This window comes from Chelatococcus sp. CO-6 (assembly GCF_001271345.1).
GTDB lineage: Bacteria > Pseudomonadota > Alphaproteobacteria > Rhizobiales > Beijerinckiaceae > Chelatococcus_A > Chelatococcus_A caeni.
In genome coordinates this window covers 2,796,712-2,811,582 of the sequence record NZ_CP012398.1, presented here as the reverse complement: position 1 = coordinate 2,811,582, position 14,871 = coordinate 2,796,712, and the positions used below count along the sequence as shown (strand labels likewise).

At 70.3% G+C, this 14,871-nt stretch carries 16 protein-coding genes; 9 read left to right on the top strand and 7 right to left on the bottom strand.

What is annotated here, in order from left to right; all coding sequences use genetic code 11:
• Positions 1-101 precede the first annotated feature (101 nt).
• Both AL346_RS25080 and AL346_RS13230 read left to right on the top strand, forming a co-directional pair.
• Positions 102-557: a hypothetical protein gene (locus tag AL346_RS25080; RefSeq protein WP_019401144.1), complete on the top strand. Its 456-nt coding sequence runs from the start codon at positions 102-104 to the stop codon at positions 555-557.
• 25 nt (positions 558-582) lie between these two features.
• Positions 583-798: a hypothetical protein gene (locus tag AL346_RS13230; protein WP_019401143.1), complete on the top strand. Its 216-nt coding sequence runs from the start codon at positions 583-585 to the stop codon at positions 796-798.
• A gap of 7 nt (positions 799-805) precedes the next feature.
• Here AL346_RS13230 and AL346_RS13225 read toward each other — a convergent pair whose 3' ends face one another.
• Positions 806-1,663, bottom strand: coding sequence for a S49 family peptidase (locus AL346_RS13225; protein ID WP_019401142.1), 858 nt, complete (start codon positions 1,661-1,663; stop codon positions 806-808).
• Between the two features lie 181 nt (positions 1,664-1,844).
• On the opposite strand from AL346_RS13225, the gene AL346_RS13220 reads away from it, so the two are divergent.
• On the top strand, positions 1,845-2,156 hold the full coding sequence (locus AL346_RS13220) for a hypothetical protein (RefSeq protein ID WP_156332753.1): 312 nt from the start codon (positions 1,845-1,847) through the stop codon (positions 2,154-2,156).
• Here AL346_RS13220 and AL346_RS13215 read toward each other — a convergent pair whose 3' ends face one another.
• Positions 2,157-2,888, bottom strand: a complete 732-nt coding sequence (locus AL346_RS13215; protein ID WP_245303203.1) for a tRNA1(Val) (adenine(37)-N6)-methyltransferase — start codon at positions 2,886-2,888, stop codon at positions 2,157-2,159.
• Between the two features lie 40 nt (positions 2,889-2,928).
• The gene (locus tag AL346_RS13210) at positions 2,929-3,153 is read right to left on the bottom strand and encodes a DUF2007 domain-containing protein (protein ID WP_019401139.1); all 225 of its coding nucleotides are present in this window, start codon (positions 3,151-3,153) and stop codon (positions 2,929-2,931) included.
• A 145-nt stretch (positions 3,154-3,298) separates the two neighbouring features.
• Between AL346_RS13210 and AL346_RS13205 the strand changes: the two genes are divergently transcribed.
• Positions 3,299-4,315, top strand: a complete 1,017-nt coding sequence (locus tag AL346_RS13205; RefSeq protein WP_026014959.1) for a polyprenyl synthetase family protein — start codon at positions 3,299-3,301, stop codon at positions 4,313-4,315.
• 54 nt (positions 4,316-4,369) lie between these two features.
• Here the strand turns inward: AL346_RS13205 and AL346_RS13200 are convergent, their stop codons facing one another.
• The 3 genes from AL346_RS13200 to AL346_RS13190 all read right to left on the bottom strand — a co-directional run bounded on the left by AL346_RS13200 (position 4,370) and on the right by AL346_RS13190 (position 9,039).
• Positions 4,370-5,281 carry a 4-(cytidine 5'-diphospho)-2-C-methyl-D-erythritol kinase gene (locus tag AL346_RS13200; RefSeq protein ID WP_019401137.1) on the bottom strand — a complete coding sequence of 304 codons (912 nt, stop codon included), beginning with the start codon at positions 5,279-5,281 and terminating at the stop codon, positions 4,370-4,372.
• A 124-nt stretch (positions 5,282-5,405) separates the two neighbouring features.
• The gene (locus AL346_RS13195) at positions 5,406-7,190 is read right to left on the bottom strand and encodes a tetratricopeptide repeat protein (protein WP_019401136.1); all 1,785 of its coding nucleotides are present in this window, start codon (positions 7,188-7,190) and stop codon (positions 5,406-5,408) included.
• Positions 7,191-7,362: 172 nt separating this feature from the next.
• Positions 7,363-9,039 carry an electron transfer flavoprotein-ubiquinone oxidoreductase gene (locus AL346_RS13190; protein WP_026014957.1) on the bottom strand — a complete coding sequence of 559 codons (1,677 nt, stop codon included), beginning with the start codon at positions 9,037-9,039 and terminating at the stop codon, positions 7,363-7,365.
• Positions 9,040-9,239: 200 nt separating this feature from the next.
• On the opposite strand from AL346_RS13190, the gene AL346_RS13185 reads away from it, so the two are divergent.
• From AL346_RS13185 to moaB, 5 genes are all read left to right on the top strand, one after another.
• Positions 9,240-10,106: a uracil-DNA glycosylase family protein gene (locus AL346_RS13185; protein ID WP_019401133.1), complete on the top strand. Its 867-nt coding sequence runs from the start codon at positions 9,240-9,242 to the stop codon at positions 10,104-10,106.
• A gap of 107 nt (positions 10,107-10,213) precedes the next feature.
• Entirely contained in the window at positions 10,214-11,611 is a 1,398-nt protein-coding gene (locus AL346_RS13180; protein WP_019401132.1) for a cytochrome ubiquinol oxidase subunit I, read from the top strand.
• A gap of 10 nt (positions 11,612-11,621) precedes the next feature.
• Positions 11,622-12,626, top strand: a complete 1,005-nt coding sequence (gene cydB, locus AL346_RS13175; RefSeq protein ID WP_019401131.1) for a cytochrome d ubiquinol oxidase subunit II — start codon at positions 11,622-11,624, stop codon at positions 12,624-12,626.
• A gap of 117 nt (positions 12,627-12,743) precedes the next feature.
• Positions 12,744-13,631, top strand: a complete 888-nt coding sequence (locus AL346_RS13170; RefSeq protein WP_019401130.1) for a neutral zinc metallopeptidase — start codon at positions 12,744-12,746, stop codon at positions 13,629-13,631.
• Positions 13,632-13,662: 31 nt separating this feature from the next.
• Positions 13,663-14,214: a molybdenum cofactor biosynthesis protein B gene (moaB, locus tag AL346_RS13165; RefSeq protein ID WP_019401129.1), complete on the top strand. Its 552-nt coding sequence runs from the start codon at positions 13,663-13,665 to the stop codon at positions 14,212-14,214.
• A gap of 24 nt (positions 14,215-14,238) precedes the next feature.
• Here moaB and AL346_RS13160 read toward each other — a convergent pair whose 3' ends face one another.
• Entirely contained in the window at positions 14,239-14,742 is a 504-nt protein-coding gene (locus tag AL346_RS13160; protein ID WP_019401128.1) for a hypothetical protein, read from the bottom strand.
• Positions 14,743-14,871: the final 129 nt, after the last annotated feature.

The window sequence follows — 14,871 nt, the reverse complement described above, 5'->3', positions numbered from 1 at the left end:
TGGTTGCAGGCCAGGTGCAGCGGCGCACATCGCCAGGAAGAGGCGCAGGGCATGCTCCTGTCGTCGGCGGAACGAACCGCCCACGGAACAGGAGAACGGCCATGATGACCATGACGAAGACCACGCGGGCCACCATGCTCGCCCTCGCCCTCGCCACCGGCGCCGCCGGAGCGCTCGCCCTCACCGCCGCTTCCCCCGCCTTCGCCCAGTCCGCCGGCGGCGGACAAGGCGGCGGTGGCGGCGGTAGCAGCGGTGGTGGTGGCGGTGGTGGTGGCGGCATCGGTGGCGGTGCCGGCGGCCCGGGCAGCTCCGGCGAGGGCGGCGACGACCACGGGGTCTACCGCCGCATCCTGGAGCGGGATCGCATCACCCACGCCAGCAGCTCCAACTGCCAGCCGGGCGCGGCCTGCAACAAGCGCGTGCCGCCGCGTCGACCGCCGCAGCCGCAGCTGCAGCCTGCAAGCGTCGACGAAACCTGCGGCATGCCGCTGCGCGTCGTCTACGACCGCAACGGCCATGCCCTCTGGTACGCCTGCCAACCTCTCCCGCAGCGCTGAACGATGTGAAATCGGGGCTCCCGCCATGCGCACCTTGCTCGCCATCACCGCCCTTGCCGCGCTCTCGGCGGCCCTGACGCCCCTCGCCGTCAGCGCCATGGGCAGAGGCCCGATCGTGACGGAGGCAGCCGGCCCGCCGGCTGTCTCCCGGGCGGGCCGGCCGCAGGCCGCGCCGTGCCTCAAGCCGATCCGGGTGGTCTATGCCGGCTACGGCGAGCCGGTGGTCTGCCGGGACCGCTGAGGGGCCTCTAGAGGCCGAAGCGCCCCCATCGCGCCCGCTCCTCGAGCGCGGCGACGACTTCGGCGGGATCGACGAGGGCGGAGGCCTCGGCCTTGCCCAGGAGCCCGCGCGAGAAGAGCGAGCGCCGCTCGGCCACCAGCGGCAGGCGCACGTTGTCGCCGAAGCGCTGGCGCATCACCGAGCGCAGGTCGCCGATGCCGTCGATGATGCCGAGGTCCAGGGCTTCCTGCGCCGACCAGAAGGCCCCCGAAAAGAGCTCGTCGTCGCCGCCATGGAGGCGGGCGCCGCGCCGCTCGCGCACGATGGCGATGAACTTGCGGTGGATCTCGGCCTGGATGTCCTTGAGGCGCGCCACGTCCTCGGGCCGCTCCGGCCGGAAGGGGTCGAGGATCATCTTGCGGTCGCCCGCCGTGTAGACGCGCCGCTCGATGCCGAAGCGCTCGATGAGCTTGTCGAAGCCGAAGCCGGCCGAGACGACGCCGATGGAGCCGACGAGCGAGAAGGAATCGGCGAAGATCTCGTCGGCCGCGAGCAGCAGCATGTAGCCCCCGGAGGCGGCGATATCCTCGGCGAAGGCGAAGACCGGCACCTCCTTCTCGTCGGCCAGGGCGCGCACGCGCTGCATGATGAGATGCGACTGCACCGGCGAACCGCCGGGCGAATTGACGATGACGGCCACCGCCGCGACATCGCCGAAGCCGAACGCCGTCTCCAGCGATCGCGCCACGGATTCGAGGGTGATGTTGGAGCGCAGCGGCATGGGCATGCCGATGGTGCCCTGCAGGCGCACCACCGGCACCAGCGGCTGGCGGGCGCGGAAGCGCGCGGGAAGGAAGCGTCTCAGGAACAGGGGCGCTGAAAACATGGCACCTTGCGGGATAGGCGATGCAGGGCCCGCCAGCATAGCCGGCCCCAAGGGGGAAACAAGGCAGGGACGCCGCGCGTTTCCATACATCGCCGGTTCATCTGCCATGCCGGATGATGTCCCGGATTTCGCCAGAAGGCTCCGCCTGGAGCCGGCGAGAAAGGAGGAAGTGATGTTCCGCATGAGCAGGATCTGTGCAGCGGCACTGTTCGCCGGCCTCTTCGGCCTCGCGATCGCCCAGCCGGCAGCGGCAAGCCCCTTCGCCGCCTCGCAGGACGCCGTCCGGCTGGCCAGCACGCCGACCGACATCGAGAGGGCGCAGTACTACGGCCCGCCGCGCCGCCATTGGGGTCCGCCGCCGCGCGGCTACGGCCGCGGATGGGGCCGCGACCGGCGTGGCCGCTACTGGGGACCGCCGCCGCGGTCGCGCGTGGTCTGCCGCACCGTCTACACGGATTGGGGACCGCGCCGCGTTTGTCGCCCGCGCTGGTAATCAGCCCATCGCGACGGACGCCGTGCCACGGTGCACGGCGTCCGCTTCCGGCGTGAAGCGTCCGTCCGCGCCGCTGAGCACGAAGCCGGGCAGAAGCCGCATGGGGGCCCGGCTGCCCCTGCGGGCGGCGACGAGCAGCCGTACCGCCGGCCTGTCGGGAGCTGAATAGACCGGACGCACCGCGATGTCGCCGAACCGCCCGGCAAGCGCGGCAAGAAGCCAGGCCAGCCCATCCACCCGATGGATGAGGACGAGGCGTCCGTCCGGCGCGAGCATGTCGGCAGCGGCGCGCAACCACCCCTCCAGCGCCTCGTCGGCCATGACATGCGCCGCCCGGCGCCCGGCATCGGGAGAGGTGCGCACCCTGCCCGCCGGCCAGAAGGGCGGATTGGTCACGACGAGGCCGGCCGAGCCCGCAGCGAGCCCGGCCTTCCGGCGCACGGTGGCCGGCGCGAGAATGTCGGCCTCGCACACCTCCATGCGGTCTTCGAACCCGTTGAGCGCGACATTGCGGCGGGCCAGCGCCGCGAGGCCGGGATCGTTCTCGACGAGCACGACCCGGCAGGCGGGATGCCGCGCAGCGACCATCAGCCCGACGGCGCCGACGCCGGCACCGAAATCGGCCACCGTCTCAGCGGCGACCTCACCGCAAGCCGCCGCCAGCAGCACGGCGTCCGACCCCGCCCGGTGGCCCTTGCGGGGCTGCACGAGCCGCAGACGGCCGTCCAGCATGGCGTCCTCGGTCACTTCACCGTGAGCGGCCGGCTCTCCGTCACGCATCGCGCAGCTCTGCCGCAAACCCCGCATCGCCGAGAAGGCGGCGCGCCCGGGCCTCCTCGTCGTCCGCGACGAGCAGCCGCCGCTGGAAGGCGCCGATCGATCCCTCGAGGATGCTCATATGCGCATCGGCGACGAAACAGGGGATGTCCGCCGCCTTGAGGAGCGCCTCGGCGGCCCCCAGAAGCACGATGTCGTTGGTGCGCATGAGTTCCTTCATTCCCCGCCTTCCTGCGCCCGAGGGCATGGCCGCCCCCGCCTTGCGGCAATGGGGCCCGTTGCGGCCCGTCATTGGTGCGTGCAAGGTGCAGCAAATATCGCTATTTGTCGCGGCTGCTGGTGGCGTCAAGTTGGAGGAAGAGAGCGTGGGTGTCGTCGTCCCCATGGAGGAGCGCGCGCGGGAGCAGACCGGTATAGACAGGCTCGTGGCGCTGGTCTCCCCCGGCATGGCCCGCGTCAACCAGATGATCCTGTCGCGGACAGGCTCGGACGTGGCGATGATTCCCGAGGTCGCCAACCATCTCATCTCCTCCGGCGGCAAGCGCCTGCGGCCCATGCTGACGCTCGCCACCGCCCAGCTCTGCGGCTACGAGGGCGACGGCGACGTCAAGCTCGCCGCGAGCGTCGAATTCATGCATACCGCGACCCTGCTGCACGACGACGTGGTGGACGAGAGCGACATGCGCCGCGGCAAGCTCGCCGCCCGCATGCTGTGGGGCAACGAGGCGAGCGTGCTCGTCGGCGATTTCCTGCTCGGCCAGGCCTTCAAGATGATGGTCGAGGTCGGCTCGCTCGACGCCCTCGCCGTGCTCGCCGATGCGGCGGCCGTCATCGCCGAGGGCGAGGTGTGGCAGTTGTCGGCGGCCAAGAACCTCGCCACCACCGAGCAGGGCTATCTCGCCGTGGTGGAGGCGAAGACCGCTGCGCTCTTCGCCGCGGCCTGCGAGGTCGGGCCCATTCTCGCCGCCCGCCCCGCCCATGAGCGGGCCGCCTGCCGCAGCTACGGCACCAGCCTCGGCATCGCCTTCCAGCTCATCGACGACGCGCTCGACTACGGCGGCTCCAGCGCCAGCCTCGGCAAGAACGTCGGCGACGACTTCCGCGAGGGCAAGATCACCCTGCCCGTCGTGCTCTCGCTCGCGCGGGGGGACGAGGCGGAGCGCGCCTTCTGGCACCGCACGCTGGAGAAGGGCGAGGTGCGCGACGAGGACCTCGCCGAGGCGCAGCGCATCATGCGCCGCCACGGCGCCATCGAGGACACCATCGCGCGGGCCCGCACCTATGGCGATGCCGCCTGCGAGGCGCTGTCCGCGTTCCCCGACAGCCCCATGAAGACGGCGCTCCTCGACGCCGTCGCCTTCTGCATCGCACGCGCCTACTGACCGGCCAGAGTCCGTTTTGCCGATCAGGTTGATTCAACCTGATCGGATCCGGCTCTAGCGCAGAACGGTCGCGCGCGCCCACCACGCCGGGCGCGCGGCGGCCACCGCCCGGCGCCCGCGCGCCGCGGCACGGCAGTCGTCGAACAAGGCAAAGACAGTCGCGCCCGAGCCGGACATGCGGGCGAGCCGGCACGCCGGCAGGCTGCGCAGCAGGGCGAGCGCTTCCGCGACCGCCGGGGACAGCGCTCTTGCCGGCGCCTCAAGATCGTTGCGGACGCCGGACAGTGCGGCGAGGAAGGCGGCACGGCCGTTCACGACCGGGGGCGCGGCGGGCAATGGCGAATCATCGGCCATCGCGCCGGGCGCGAGCCCGAGGCCGCGGAAGACATCGGCGGTCGCCAGCGGCACGCGCGGATTGACGAGAACGGCGAAGAGCGGCGGCAGGCCGAGCGGCGGCGCCAGGACATCGCCGATGCCGGCCATGACCCGCGCCCGGCCGTCGAGGCAGACGGGCACGTCCGCGCCCGTCGCAACGGCGGCGGCGCGGATGGCCGGGTCGTCGAGGCCGAGGCCGTTGAGTCGCGCCATGAGGCGCAGCGCCGCCGCCGCGTCGGACGAGCCGCCGCCGAGGCCGGCCGCAACCGGCAGGCGCTTGTCGAGGTGGAAGTGGCCGGCCACGAGGCCCGGCCGCCGGGCCATGAGATGGTGCACGGCCCGCAGCACGAGGTTGTCCTGCCCTCCACCCGCGGCCTCCGCGCCCGGCCCGGAGACGGTGAGGCCGAGCGGCCGGGCCGGATCGAGCGACAGGCGGTCGCCGCAGCCGGCGAAGGCGACGAGGCTTTCGAGCAGGTGGTAGCCATCCGCCCGCCGGCCGGTGATGTGCAGAAAGAGGTTCACCTTGGCCGGCGCACGCTCGACGAGGAGACGGCCGGCGGTGGCGGAGGGCAGATTGGGCTGCACGGTCATGGGCGGCTATCTGGCTGCAGCCGGTTCTCGTTTCCCGGGGAGGTGCGGACGGTGACCTCCCACTCTCTCCGCCTCGAAGGAGACGGAAAGGCATCAGGGCGCCGTCATCCGGAAGCGCGTCCCCTCACCCGCCGTTCTTCGGCTTCTCGACGGCCTCGGCCGCCGCCGGCTTGTCCTCGTCCGGCAAGCCTTTCTCGATCTTCTCGAGGATCTTGACGAGGTCCTCGGGCTCGGGATCGAGGTCGCGCGCGTGGTTCCACTGGAACTTCGCCTCGAGCTTGCGGCCCGTGCGCCAGTAGGCGTCGCCAAGGTGGTCGTTGATCGTGGGATCGGACGGGCGCAGCTCGATGGCGCGTTCCAGCTCGCGCACCGCATCGTCATAGCGGCCGAGGCGGTAGTAGGCCCAGCCGAGGCTGTCGACGATGTAGCCGTCCCGCGGCCTCAGCTCGACGGCCCGCTTCAGCATCTCGAAGGCCTCGTCGACATTCATGTGCCGGTCGACCCACGAATAGCCGAGATAGTTGAGCACGAGCGCCCGGTCGCTGCCAACGCTCTCGGGGGCGAGTTCGAGCGCCTTCTTGAAGTCGGCCTCGGCCTTCGGCCATTCCTTCGAGCGCTCGTAGGCGATGCCGCGGAAGTAGAACAACGTCCAGCGCGACTGGTCGGGCGTGCCGATCGCCTCGACCGCCCGGGTGTAGATCTCGGCCGCCTCGGCGAAGTCCTTGCGCGAGCGCAGGAGGTTGCCGAGCGCGATCAGGCCCTCGACATCGTCCGGGTTGGCGGCGATCAGCTCCTCGAGGTGCTTCTGGGCCCTGTCCTTCTCGCCCATCAGCTCCAGCGAGACGGCGATCTGGATGTCGATGCTCGACCTGAGCGGCGAGTTCGCCGGCATCGCCTCGAAGACCTCGATGGCCGAGGCATATTGCTTGAGCCGCTCCAGCATGTCGCCGAGGGTGACGATGGCGAGCTCGTGCTTCGGCGCCAGGAACGTCGCGAGGCGCAGATAGATGAGCGCCGCGATCTCGTCGCCCTGGCTGTTGCCCGCCGCGCCGAGGCCGTAGAGCACCTCGGCCGCTCCCTCCTGGGTATTGGCGATGAGCGACGACAGGCGCTCCCCGGCGTCGAGGCGCGTCAGGGCATCCTGCACGATGGGGTTGCGCGGCAGCAGCCGGTCGAAGGCCGCATAGACGCGCCGGGCCTCCTCCGCCTCGCCGCGCACGGACAGGAGCCGCCCGTAGGCGTCGACGACGCGCAGCGTCGTGCGCTCGACGTCGTAGGCCGCCTTCAGCCGGTTCTCCGCCTCGCGGCGATTGCCGCCGACGGCGGCGATGAGACCCGCGTGATAGTCGCGGAAGACGTTGTAGGAATTCTCGCCCTTGAGCCGCTCGACCGTGTCGAGCGCGCGGCGCAGGTTGCCCGAGCCGACCCAGGACCAGGCCGACAGCAGGGTCGCCGTCAGGTCCGCCGCGCGGCCGCGGCCGCCGCTGCCGAGATATTTGCGTGCCGTGACATAGCGCCGCGCCTTCATCGCCTCGACGCCGAGAGCGAGGCGGGCAAGGCCGTTGTTGGCGTCACGCTGCAGCAGCTGGCGCGCGGCCGAGAAGGCCTCCTCCATGTCGCCGTTGGCGAGCAGCGCGACGAAGGCGCGCTCCAGGAGCTCCGGATTGCGGGGATCGTCCCGCAGCGCCTCGCGGAAGTAGAGCGCGGCCGCCCGCGTGTCGCGCGCCGATCCGGCGACCACGGCGGCGAGATAGTTGCCCTCGACGCTCTCGGCCGGCCCGGGCAGGCTGTCGATGGCGAGGTCCACGTCCTGCGCCTTGGCCGAGAGCGTGCCCGGCTGCCCGAAGGCCATGACGGAAAAGATGCAGCAAGCCGAAATGGCGATGCGCGAGAAGCGCCTGAAGGTCATGTGGATCACGTGTCTCTTGCCGCTCTTGCGCCGCTTCGCCGATGGGCGCGGCGCCCTCTTCTATTACCGCGCAACATGACCTTTTTGCGGTGCATCGGCAATAGCGGCGGGGGAAGGAACAGCCGCCGGCGGTCAGGCCGGCCGCGATGGCCCCGCCTGACCGCCGGATGGCTCACATGTTCGGATAGTTCGGCCCGCCGCCGCCTTCCGGCGTCACCCAGTTGATGTTCTGGGCCGGATCCTTGATGTCGCACGTCTTGCAGTGCACGCAGTTCTGGGCGTTGATCACGAAGCGGGGATTGGTCCGCGCCGCCGCGTCGTCATACACCACCTCGTAGACCGCCGCCGGGCAGTAGAGGCGCGCCGGCTCGCCGTAGAGCGGCAGGTTCCGCTCCACCGGGATCGAGGGATCGGCGAGCTTGAGGTGGACCGGCTGGTCCTCCTCGTGATTGGTGTTGGACAGGAAGACGGACGAGAGCTTGTCGAAGGACACGATGCCGTCGGGCTTCGGATAGGCGATCGGCTTGACCTCGTCGATTCGCTTCAAGGTGGCGTGATCGGGCTTGCCGTGGCCGAGCGTGCCGAAGAGCGAGAAGCCGAGGAGCTCGTTCGTCCACATGTCGAGGCCGCCGATGGCGACGCCCGCCATGGTTCCGAAGCGCGACCACAGCGGCTTGACGTTGCGCACCTTGTGCAGGTCGCGGCCGATGTCGGAGCCGCGCCAGCCGGCCTCGTAGCCGGCCAGCTCGTCATGCTCGCGCCCCTCACCGAGGGCCGCGAAGACGTTCTCGGCTGAGAGCATGCCGGACAGGATGGCGTTGTGCGAGCCCTTGATGCGCGGCACGTTGACGAAGCCGGCGGCACAGCCGATCAGCGCCCCGCCGGGGAAGACGAGCTTCGGCACCGACTGGAAGCCCCCTTCCGTGATGGCGCGCGCGCCGTAGGAGATGCGCTTGCCGCCCTCCAGCATGCCCCGGATCATCGGGTGGGTCTTGAAGCGCTGGAACTCGTCGAACGGCGACAGGGTCGGGTTCGAATAGTTGAGGTGCACGACGAATCCGACCGACACCAGGTTGTCGTCGAAATGGTAGAGGAATGAGCCGCCGCCGGTGCCGTTGTCGAGCGGCCAGCCGAAGGAGTGCTGGACGAGACCGGGCTCGAACTTCTCAGGCGGGATCTGCCACAATTCCTTGAGCCCGATGCCGAATTTCTGCGGCTCGCGGCCCTCGTCGAGCGAGAAGCGCTTGATGACCTGCTTCGACAGCGAGCCGCGCGCGCCCTCGCCGAGGAGGGTATACTTGCCGCGCAGCTCCATGCCGCGGGTGAACTCGGCCTTGGGCTCGCCGTCGCGGCCGACACCCATGTCGCCGGTGGCGATGCCCACGACCTCGCCTTTGTCGCCGTAGAGCACCTCGGCCGCGGCGAAGCCCGGATAGATCTCGACGCCGAGCGCCTCGGCGCGCGCCGCGAGATAGCGCGCCACATTGCCGAGCGAGCCGACGAAGTTGCCGTGGTTGTTCATGAGCCGCGGCATCAGGGCATTGGGCAGCCTGACGCCGCCGGCGGGGCCGAGATAGAGGAAGCGGTCGGCTGTAACCTGCGTCTTCAGCGGCCGCTCGGGATCCTCGCGCCAGTCGGGCAGCAGCCGGTCGAGGCCGACGGGGTCGATCACCGCGCCCGAGAGGATGTGGGCGCCGACCTCGGAGCCTTTCTCCACGACGACGACCGATACGTCCCGGCCCGTCTCGGCAGCGAGCTGCTTGAGGCGAATCGCGGCGGCGAGGCCGGCCGGGCCCGCGCCGACGATCACGACGTCGTAGTCCATTCGCTCCCGTTCGGGCAGATCCATCAGGCCCCTCCTCGGCTTATCAGCACCCCGGCAGATTTTTATTTGTATACAAACAATTCCATATCCGCTGCAATCATCGATACGCGAAGTCTTCGACCCGTTCCAGACTGCATGTTGCACTGCGGGCGCGACCTCTCGAAGCGGAGGACGGCGGCGATCCGGTACTGGCAAGGTGCCGGTAGCGCCTCTAGAATGCCGGCATGTCGCATCCCCCCGCCGAGTTCGGAGCTCGCGAGGCAGCGCTCGAAGCGCTCCTTGCCTTCTATGTCGATGCCGGCGTCGACCTGGCGCTCGACGAGGCACCGCACGACCGCTTCGCCGAGCCGGACCGGCCGCGGCCGCGCGGGGAACAGGCGCGCCCGGCCCCCGCGCCGTCGGACCCGCGGCAGCCGGCCCCGGCCGCAGCCTCGCCTGCCGCTCCGGCCTTTGCCGCTGCGGCCTCGGCGGACGAGACGGCGCTTGCCGCCCGCGCCACGGCGCGCGGGGCGATGAGCCTCGAAGAGCTGCGCGAGGCGCTCGCCGCCTTCGACGGCTGCGCCCTGAAGGCGACGGCGAAGAACCTCGTCTTCGCCGACGGCACGCCGGGCGCCCGCGTCATGCTGGTCGGCGAGGCGCCGGGGCGCGAGGAGGATATCCAGGGCAAGCCCTTCGTCGGCCGCTCGGGACAGTTGCTCGACAGGATGCTTTCGGCGATCGGCCTCGACCGCGGCAGCGTCTACATCGCCAACATCGTGCCGTGGCGCCCGCCCGGCAACCGCACGCCGACGCCGCAGGAGGCGGCGATATGCCGCCCCTTCATCGAGCGCCAGATCGAGCTGTGTGACCCGGACGTGCTCGTGTGCCTCGGCGGCCCGTCGGCCCAGGCGCTGCTCGGGGTGCGCGAAGGCATCCTGCGCACGCGCGGCAAATGGTTCGACTACGAGACGGGCCGGCGCACCATCCGTGCCCTCGCGACGCTCCATCCCGCCTATCTGCTGCGCCAGCCGGCGCAGAAGAGGCTCGCGTGGCGCGACCTGCGCGCGCTGAGGAAGGTGCTCGACGAAACGGCCGGCGCCCCGCAGGGCTGAAACCGCCTGCCGCGGCGGCCGGCGGCGTTGCGTGGCGAAACCTCCACACTTGTGATGTAGTATCCGGCGTCGTTCCGAATCGAGGCACGATCCCCGGAGGTGACGATATGGATCTCGACGCGACGATGCTGGCGCGCATCCAGTTCGCTTTTACGGTCACCTTCCACATCATTTTCCCCGCCTTCACCATCGGCCTTTCCGCCTTCATCACCACTTTGCTCGGCCGCTGGCTCTATACGGGCGACGAGCATTACCGCACCCTCGCCCGCTTCTGGACGAAGATCTTCGCCGTGTCCTTCGCCATGGGCGTCGTGTCCGGCATCGTGCTGTCCTACCAGTTCGGCACCAACTGGAGCCGCTTCTCGGTGGTGGTCGGCAACACCATCGGCCCGCTCATCGGCTACGAGGTGCTGACGGCCTTCTTCCTCGAGGCGACCTTCCTCGGCATCATGCTCTTCGGCTGGAACCGCGTGCCACCGGCGCTGCACTTCTTCGCCGCGCTCATGGTGGCGGTCGGCACCTGCATGTCGGCCTTCTGGATCATCTCGGCCAACAGCTGGATGCAGTACCCGACGGGGCACGAGGTACGCGACGGCATCGCCTATCCGGTCGACTGGCTCGCCATCGTCTTCAGCCCCACCTTCCCGCTGCGCCTCGCGCATATGGTGGCCGCGGCCTATCTCACGACGGCCATCGTCGTCCTCGCCGTCGGCGCGCGCTACCTGCTCGCCGGGGTGCACGAGCGTCACGGCCGCACCATGATCGGCATGGGCCTCGGCATGGCCCTGATCCTCGCGCCGCTGCAGGCCTTCATCGGCGATGCGCACGGCCTCAAGACGGCCGAATACCAGCCGGTGAAGCTCGCCGCCATGGAGGGCCACTGGCCGGAGAACGAGGTGGCCCCGCTCGTCCTCTTCGCCTGGCCGAACGAACGGACCGAATCGAACGACTTCGAGATCGCCATTCCCCACCTCGGCAGCCTCATCATCACGCACGACTGGAACGGCATCTACCCCGGCCTGAAGGCCTTCCCGCCGGAGGACCGACCGCCGGTGGTGCCGGTGTTCTTCTCCTTCCGCGTCATGGTCGGCATCGGCTTCCTCATGATCGGGCTCGCCTTCTGGGGCGGCTATCTCTGGCTGCGCGGCCGGCTGTTCACCTCGCGGGCCTTCCTATGGGCCGCCTCGTGGGCCTGGCCGATGGGCTTCATCGCCATCGTCTCGGGCTGGTTCGTGGCCGAGATCGGCCGCCAGCCGTGGGTCGCGACGGGCATCCTGCGCACGGCCGACGCGCGCTCGCCGGTCGCCATGGAGACCGTGGCCTTCACGCTGGCGCTCTTCGTGGTCGTCTACGGCATCGTCTTCACCATGGGCATCCGCTACATCAACCGGCTCATCGTGAAGGGGCCGGCACCGGACGTCGCCGCCGAGCCGAAGGGCCTGCCCAACCGGCCGCTGTCGGCGGCCGAGGAAGCGGCCCGCGCCGCCATGCAACCCGGACAATGAGGAGCGCGCCATGGAGTGGTATCTGCCGATCATCTGGGCCGGGCTGATCGCCACGGCCGTCGCGCTCTACGTCATCCTCGACGGCTTCGACCTCGGCATGGGCATCCTCTTTCCCACGACGCAGGAGGAGGCGCGCCGCGACGAGATGATGAACTCCGTCGCCCCCTTCTGGGACGGCAACGAGACGTGGCTCGTCCTGGGCGGCGGCGGCCTGTGGGTCGCCTTCCCGCAGGCCTATGCCGTCATCATGCCGGCGCTCTACCTGCCGGTCATCGTGATGCTGCTCGCCCTCATCTTCCGCGGGGTGTCGTTCGAGTTCCGCTGGGTGTCGAAGCCCCGGCACCGCATGTGGGATCTCGCCTTCTCCGGCGGCTCCATCGTCGCGGCCTTCGCCCAGGGCGTCATCCTCGGCGGCCTCCTGCAGGGCATCAGGGTGGAGAACGGGGAATTCGCCGGCGGCTCCTTCGACTGGCTGGCGCCCTTCCCGCTGCTGTGCGGCGTCGGCGTCGTCGCCGGCTACGGCCTCATCGGCTGCTGCTGGCTGATGATGAAGACGGAGGGACCGACCGCCGACCATGCCCGCCGGCTGGCGCCCGTCTTCCTCATCGCCGTCGGCATCTGCGCGGCGCTCGTCAGCATCTGGACGCCGGCCTCCTTCGAGCGCATCGCCGACCGCTGGTTCGCGGCGCCGAACATCTACTTCCTCTGGCTCCTGCCGGCGGGGACGGTCGTCCTCGGCTTGCTCGCCTGGCGCGGCATGCGCCAGGGGCGCACGGCGCTGCCGTTCTTCAGCACGATCGGCATCTTCCTCCTGTGCTACGCCGGGCTCGCGATCTCCAACTTCCCCTATCTCGTGCCGCCGACGCTGACGGTGTGGGACACGGCGGCGGTGCCGGCGGCGCAGATCTTCCTCCTCATCGGGACCCTGCCGCTCCTGCCCATGATCCTCGGCTACACGGTCTTCGTATACTGGACCTTCCGCGGCAAGCTGAAGGAGGGCGAGGGCTACCACTAGCCCGGCGTGTACTGCTGCCACGGCATGCCGCGGCCGGTCGTTGGCCGGCGCGGCGCGGCGGGCTATGCTGGTCGGCCTGCCGCTGCAGGCAGGTGAGGCGTCGACGGAAGGCAAGACATGCGCTGGGGTGATTTCCGCCGGTCCGAGAATGTCGAGGACCGGCGCGGCGGCGGTGGAGGCTTCCACATCCCCGGCGGGGGACGCGGCGGCGGCATCGGCATCGGCACCATCCTCGTGCTCGGCCTCATCGGCTGGGCGCTCGGCATCGATCCGCGCATCCTCATCGGCGGGGCCGAGATGCTGTCGGGCGGCGGCTCCTCCTACGAGCAGTCGCAGCCGGGCACGCGCGGCGCGCCGCAGGACGAGGCCGGCCAGTTCGCTGCCGCCATCCTCGGCAACACGGAGGACGTCTGGACGACCGTCCTGCCGCAGCAGGTGAACGTCGCCTACAAGAACCCGCGCATGGTGCTCTTCTCCGGCGCCACCCGGTCTAACTGCGGCTTCGCCCAGGCGGCCATGGGGCCGTTCTATTGCCCCGTCGACCAGACGGTCTACATCGACCTCAGCTTCTTCGACGACATGCGCCGGCGCTTCCGCGCGGGCGGCGATTTCGCCTATGCCTATGTCATCGCCCACGAGGTCGGGCACCATGTGGAGAACCTGCTCGGCATCCTGCCCAAGGTGCAGCAGGCGCAGCGCCAGGCCTCGCAGCGGCAGGCGAACGAATTGTCCGTGCGCGTCGAATTGATGGCCGACTGCCTCGCCGGCGTGTGGGCCAACCACAGCGAGCAGCGGTGGAAGGCGCTGGAGCCCGGCGACGTCGAGGAGGCGATGAACGCGGCCGAGGCCATCGGCGACGACCGCCTGCAGAAGGCCGGCCAGGGCTATGCCGTGCCCGAGACCTTCACCCACGGCTCGTCCGAGCAGCGCGTGCGCTGGTTCATGACGGGGCTCAAGGAAGGCCGCGTGCAGGCGTGCGATACTTTCGGCGCAAGCAGGCCCTGACGGTCCGGCACCACCTCATCAGGCAGACCCCATGTCCCGTATCGACGAAACGCGCCCCTTCATCCCGCTCTCCATCGCCGTGCTGACCGTGTCGGACACGCGCAGCCTCGCCGACGACAGGTCCGGCGACACGCTGGTTCAGCGCCTCGAGGCGGCCGGCCATCGCCTCGCCGCCCGCGCCATCGTGCCGGACGAGGTCGACGAGATCCGCGCTACCGTCAAGGGATGGATCGCCGATCCCGGCATCGATGCCGTCATCACCACGGGCGGCACGGGATTCACCGGCCGGGACGTGACGCCCGAGGCCATCGAGCCCCTGTTCGAGAAGCGCATGGACGGCTTTTCCGCCGTCTTCCACCGCATCTCCTACGACAAGATCGGCACCTCGACCCTGCAGTCACGGGCGACCGCGGGCGTCGCGGGCGCAACCTACATCTTCGTGCTGCCGGGCTCCCCCGGCGCCTGCAAGGACGCCTGGGACGGCATCCTCGCCGCGCAGCTCGATTATCGCCAACGGCCGTGCAATTTCGTCGAGATCATGCCGCGGCTCGACGAGCACCTGAGGCGTGGAACCGGCAACTGAACGGACGGGGATCACACCCCGGTCTCAACCGGCCGCCTCGAAGGCGACCGGCAGCGCCGGCAGCATCATCGGCCGGCGATGGCCGGCGACCACGTGGGCCTTCGACAGCAGCATGCGCGGGCCGAGCGGCGCGCGGCCGAAGAGCCCCTGGGCCACGTGCCTCAAGCGGCCGAGCGGCACGATGCACGAGCCACCGAGCCACAATCCCGTCGTCCGGCCGGCCTGGCGGCGCAGGAAGCGCTCCATCACGGCGATCCAGTTCGCCGTCGGCACGTCGCCGGCCTTGAGCAGCATGAGCCAGGGGCCCCGCGCCTCGCGCACCCCCTCGCGCCAGCCGGCTTCGCCACCCCCGGCCCGCACGAGCGAGGCGCCCACGGCCTCGGCGACGCGCGCGGCATCCCTGTCCTCGCCGCAATCGATGATGATGGCCTCGCGCACGACCGCCGCCGCGACGCCGGGCACGAGAGCCGCCAGCGTCGCGCCGAGGCCTTCCGTATCGCCATTGGCCATGATCAGGACGGAAATCATGCCGGAAGCCTAGCGCAGGCACCTCGCCATGACGCTGCGGCACGCTGTCTTAGCGGCAGGACCATGGACGGCCCGAATCCTCGGTGGCAGGTGCGAGCCCGCCGCCGCCAGCCGCGCCCAACATCCCGA

Coding starts and splice junctions, on each gene's coding strand:
- AL346_RS25080 (WP_019401144.1), top strand. CDS start 102: ATGATGACCATGACGAAGACCACGCGGGCCACCATGCTCGCCCTCGCC.
- AL346_RS13230 (WP_019401143.1), top strand. CDS start 583: ATGCGCACCTTGCTCGCCATCACCGCCCTTGCCGCGCTCTCGGCGGCC.
- AL346_RS13225 (WP_019401142.1), bottom strand. CDS start 1,663: ATGTTTTCAGCGCCCCTGTTCCTGAGACGCTTCCTTCCCGCGCGCTTC.
- AL346_RS13220 (WP_156332753.1), top strand. CDS start 1,845: ATGAGCAGGATCTGTGCAGCGGCACTGTTCGCCGGCCTCTTCGGCCTC.
- AL346_RS13215 (WP_245303203.1), bottom strand. CDS start 2,888: ATGCTGGACGGCCGTCTGCGGCTCGTGCAGCCCCGCAAGGGCCACCGG.
- AL346_RS13210 (WP_019401139.1), bottom strand. CDS start 3,153: ATGAAGGAACTCATGCGCACCAACGACATCGTGCTTCTGGGGGCCGCC.
- AL346_RS13200 (WP_019401137.1), bottom strand. CDS start 5,281: ATGACCGTGCAGCCCAATCTGCCCTCCGCCACCGCCGGCCGTCTCCTC.
- AL346_RS13195 (WP_019401136.1), bottom strand. CDS start 7,190: ATGACCTTCAGGCGCTTCTCGCGCATCGCCATTTCGGCTTGCTGCATC.
- AL346_RS13190 (WP_026014957.1), bottom strand. CDS start 9,039: ATGGATCTGCCCGAACGGGAGCGAATGGACTACGACGTCGTGATCGTC.
- AL346_RS13185 (WP_019401133.1), top strand. CDS start 9,240: ATGTCGCATCCCCCCGCCGAGTTCGGAGCTCGCGAGGCAGCGCTCGAA.
- AL346_RS13180 (WP_019401132.1), top strand. CDS start 10,214: ATGGATCTCGACGCGACGATGCTGGCGCGCATCCAGTTCGCTTTTACG.
- cydB (WP_019401131.1), top strand. CDS start 11,622: ATGGAGTGGTATCTGCCGATCATCTGGGCCGGGCTGATCGCCACGGCC.
- AL346_RS13170 (WP_019401130.1), top strand. CDS start 12,744: ATGCGCTGGGGTGATTTCCGCCGGTCCGAGAATGTCGAGGACCGGCGC.
- moaB (WP_019401129.1), top strand. CDS start 13,663: ATGTCCCGTATCGACGAAACGCGCCCCTTCATCCCGCTCTCCATCGCC.
- AL346_RS13160 (WP_019401128.1), bottom strand. CDS start 14,742: ATGATTTCCGTCCTGATCATGGCCAATGGCGATACGGAAGGCCTCGGC.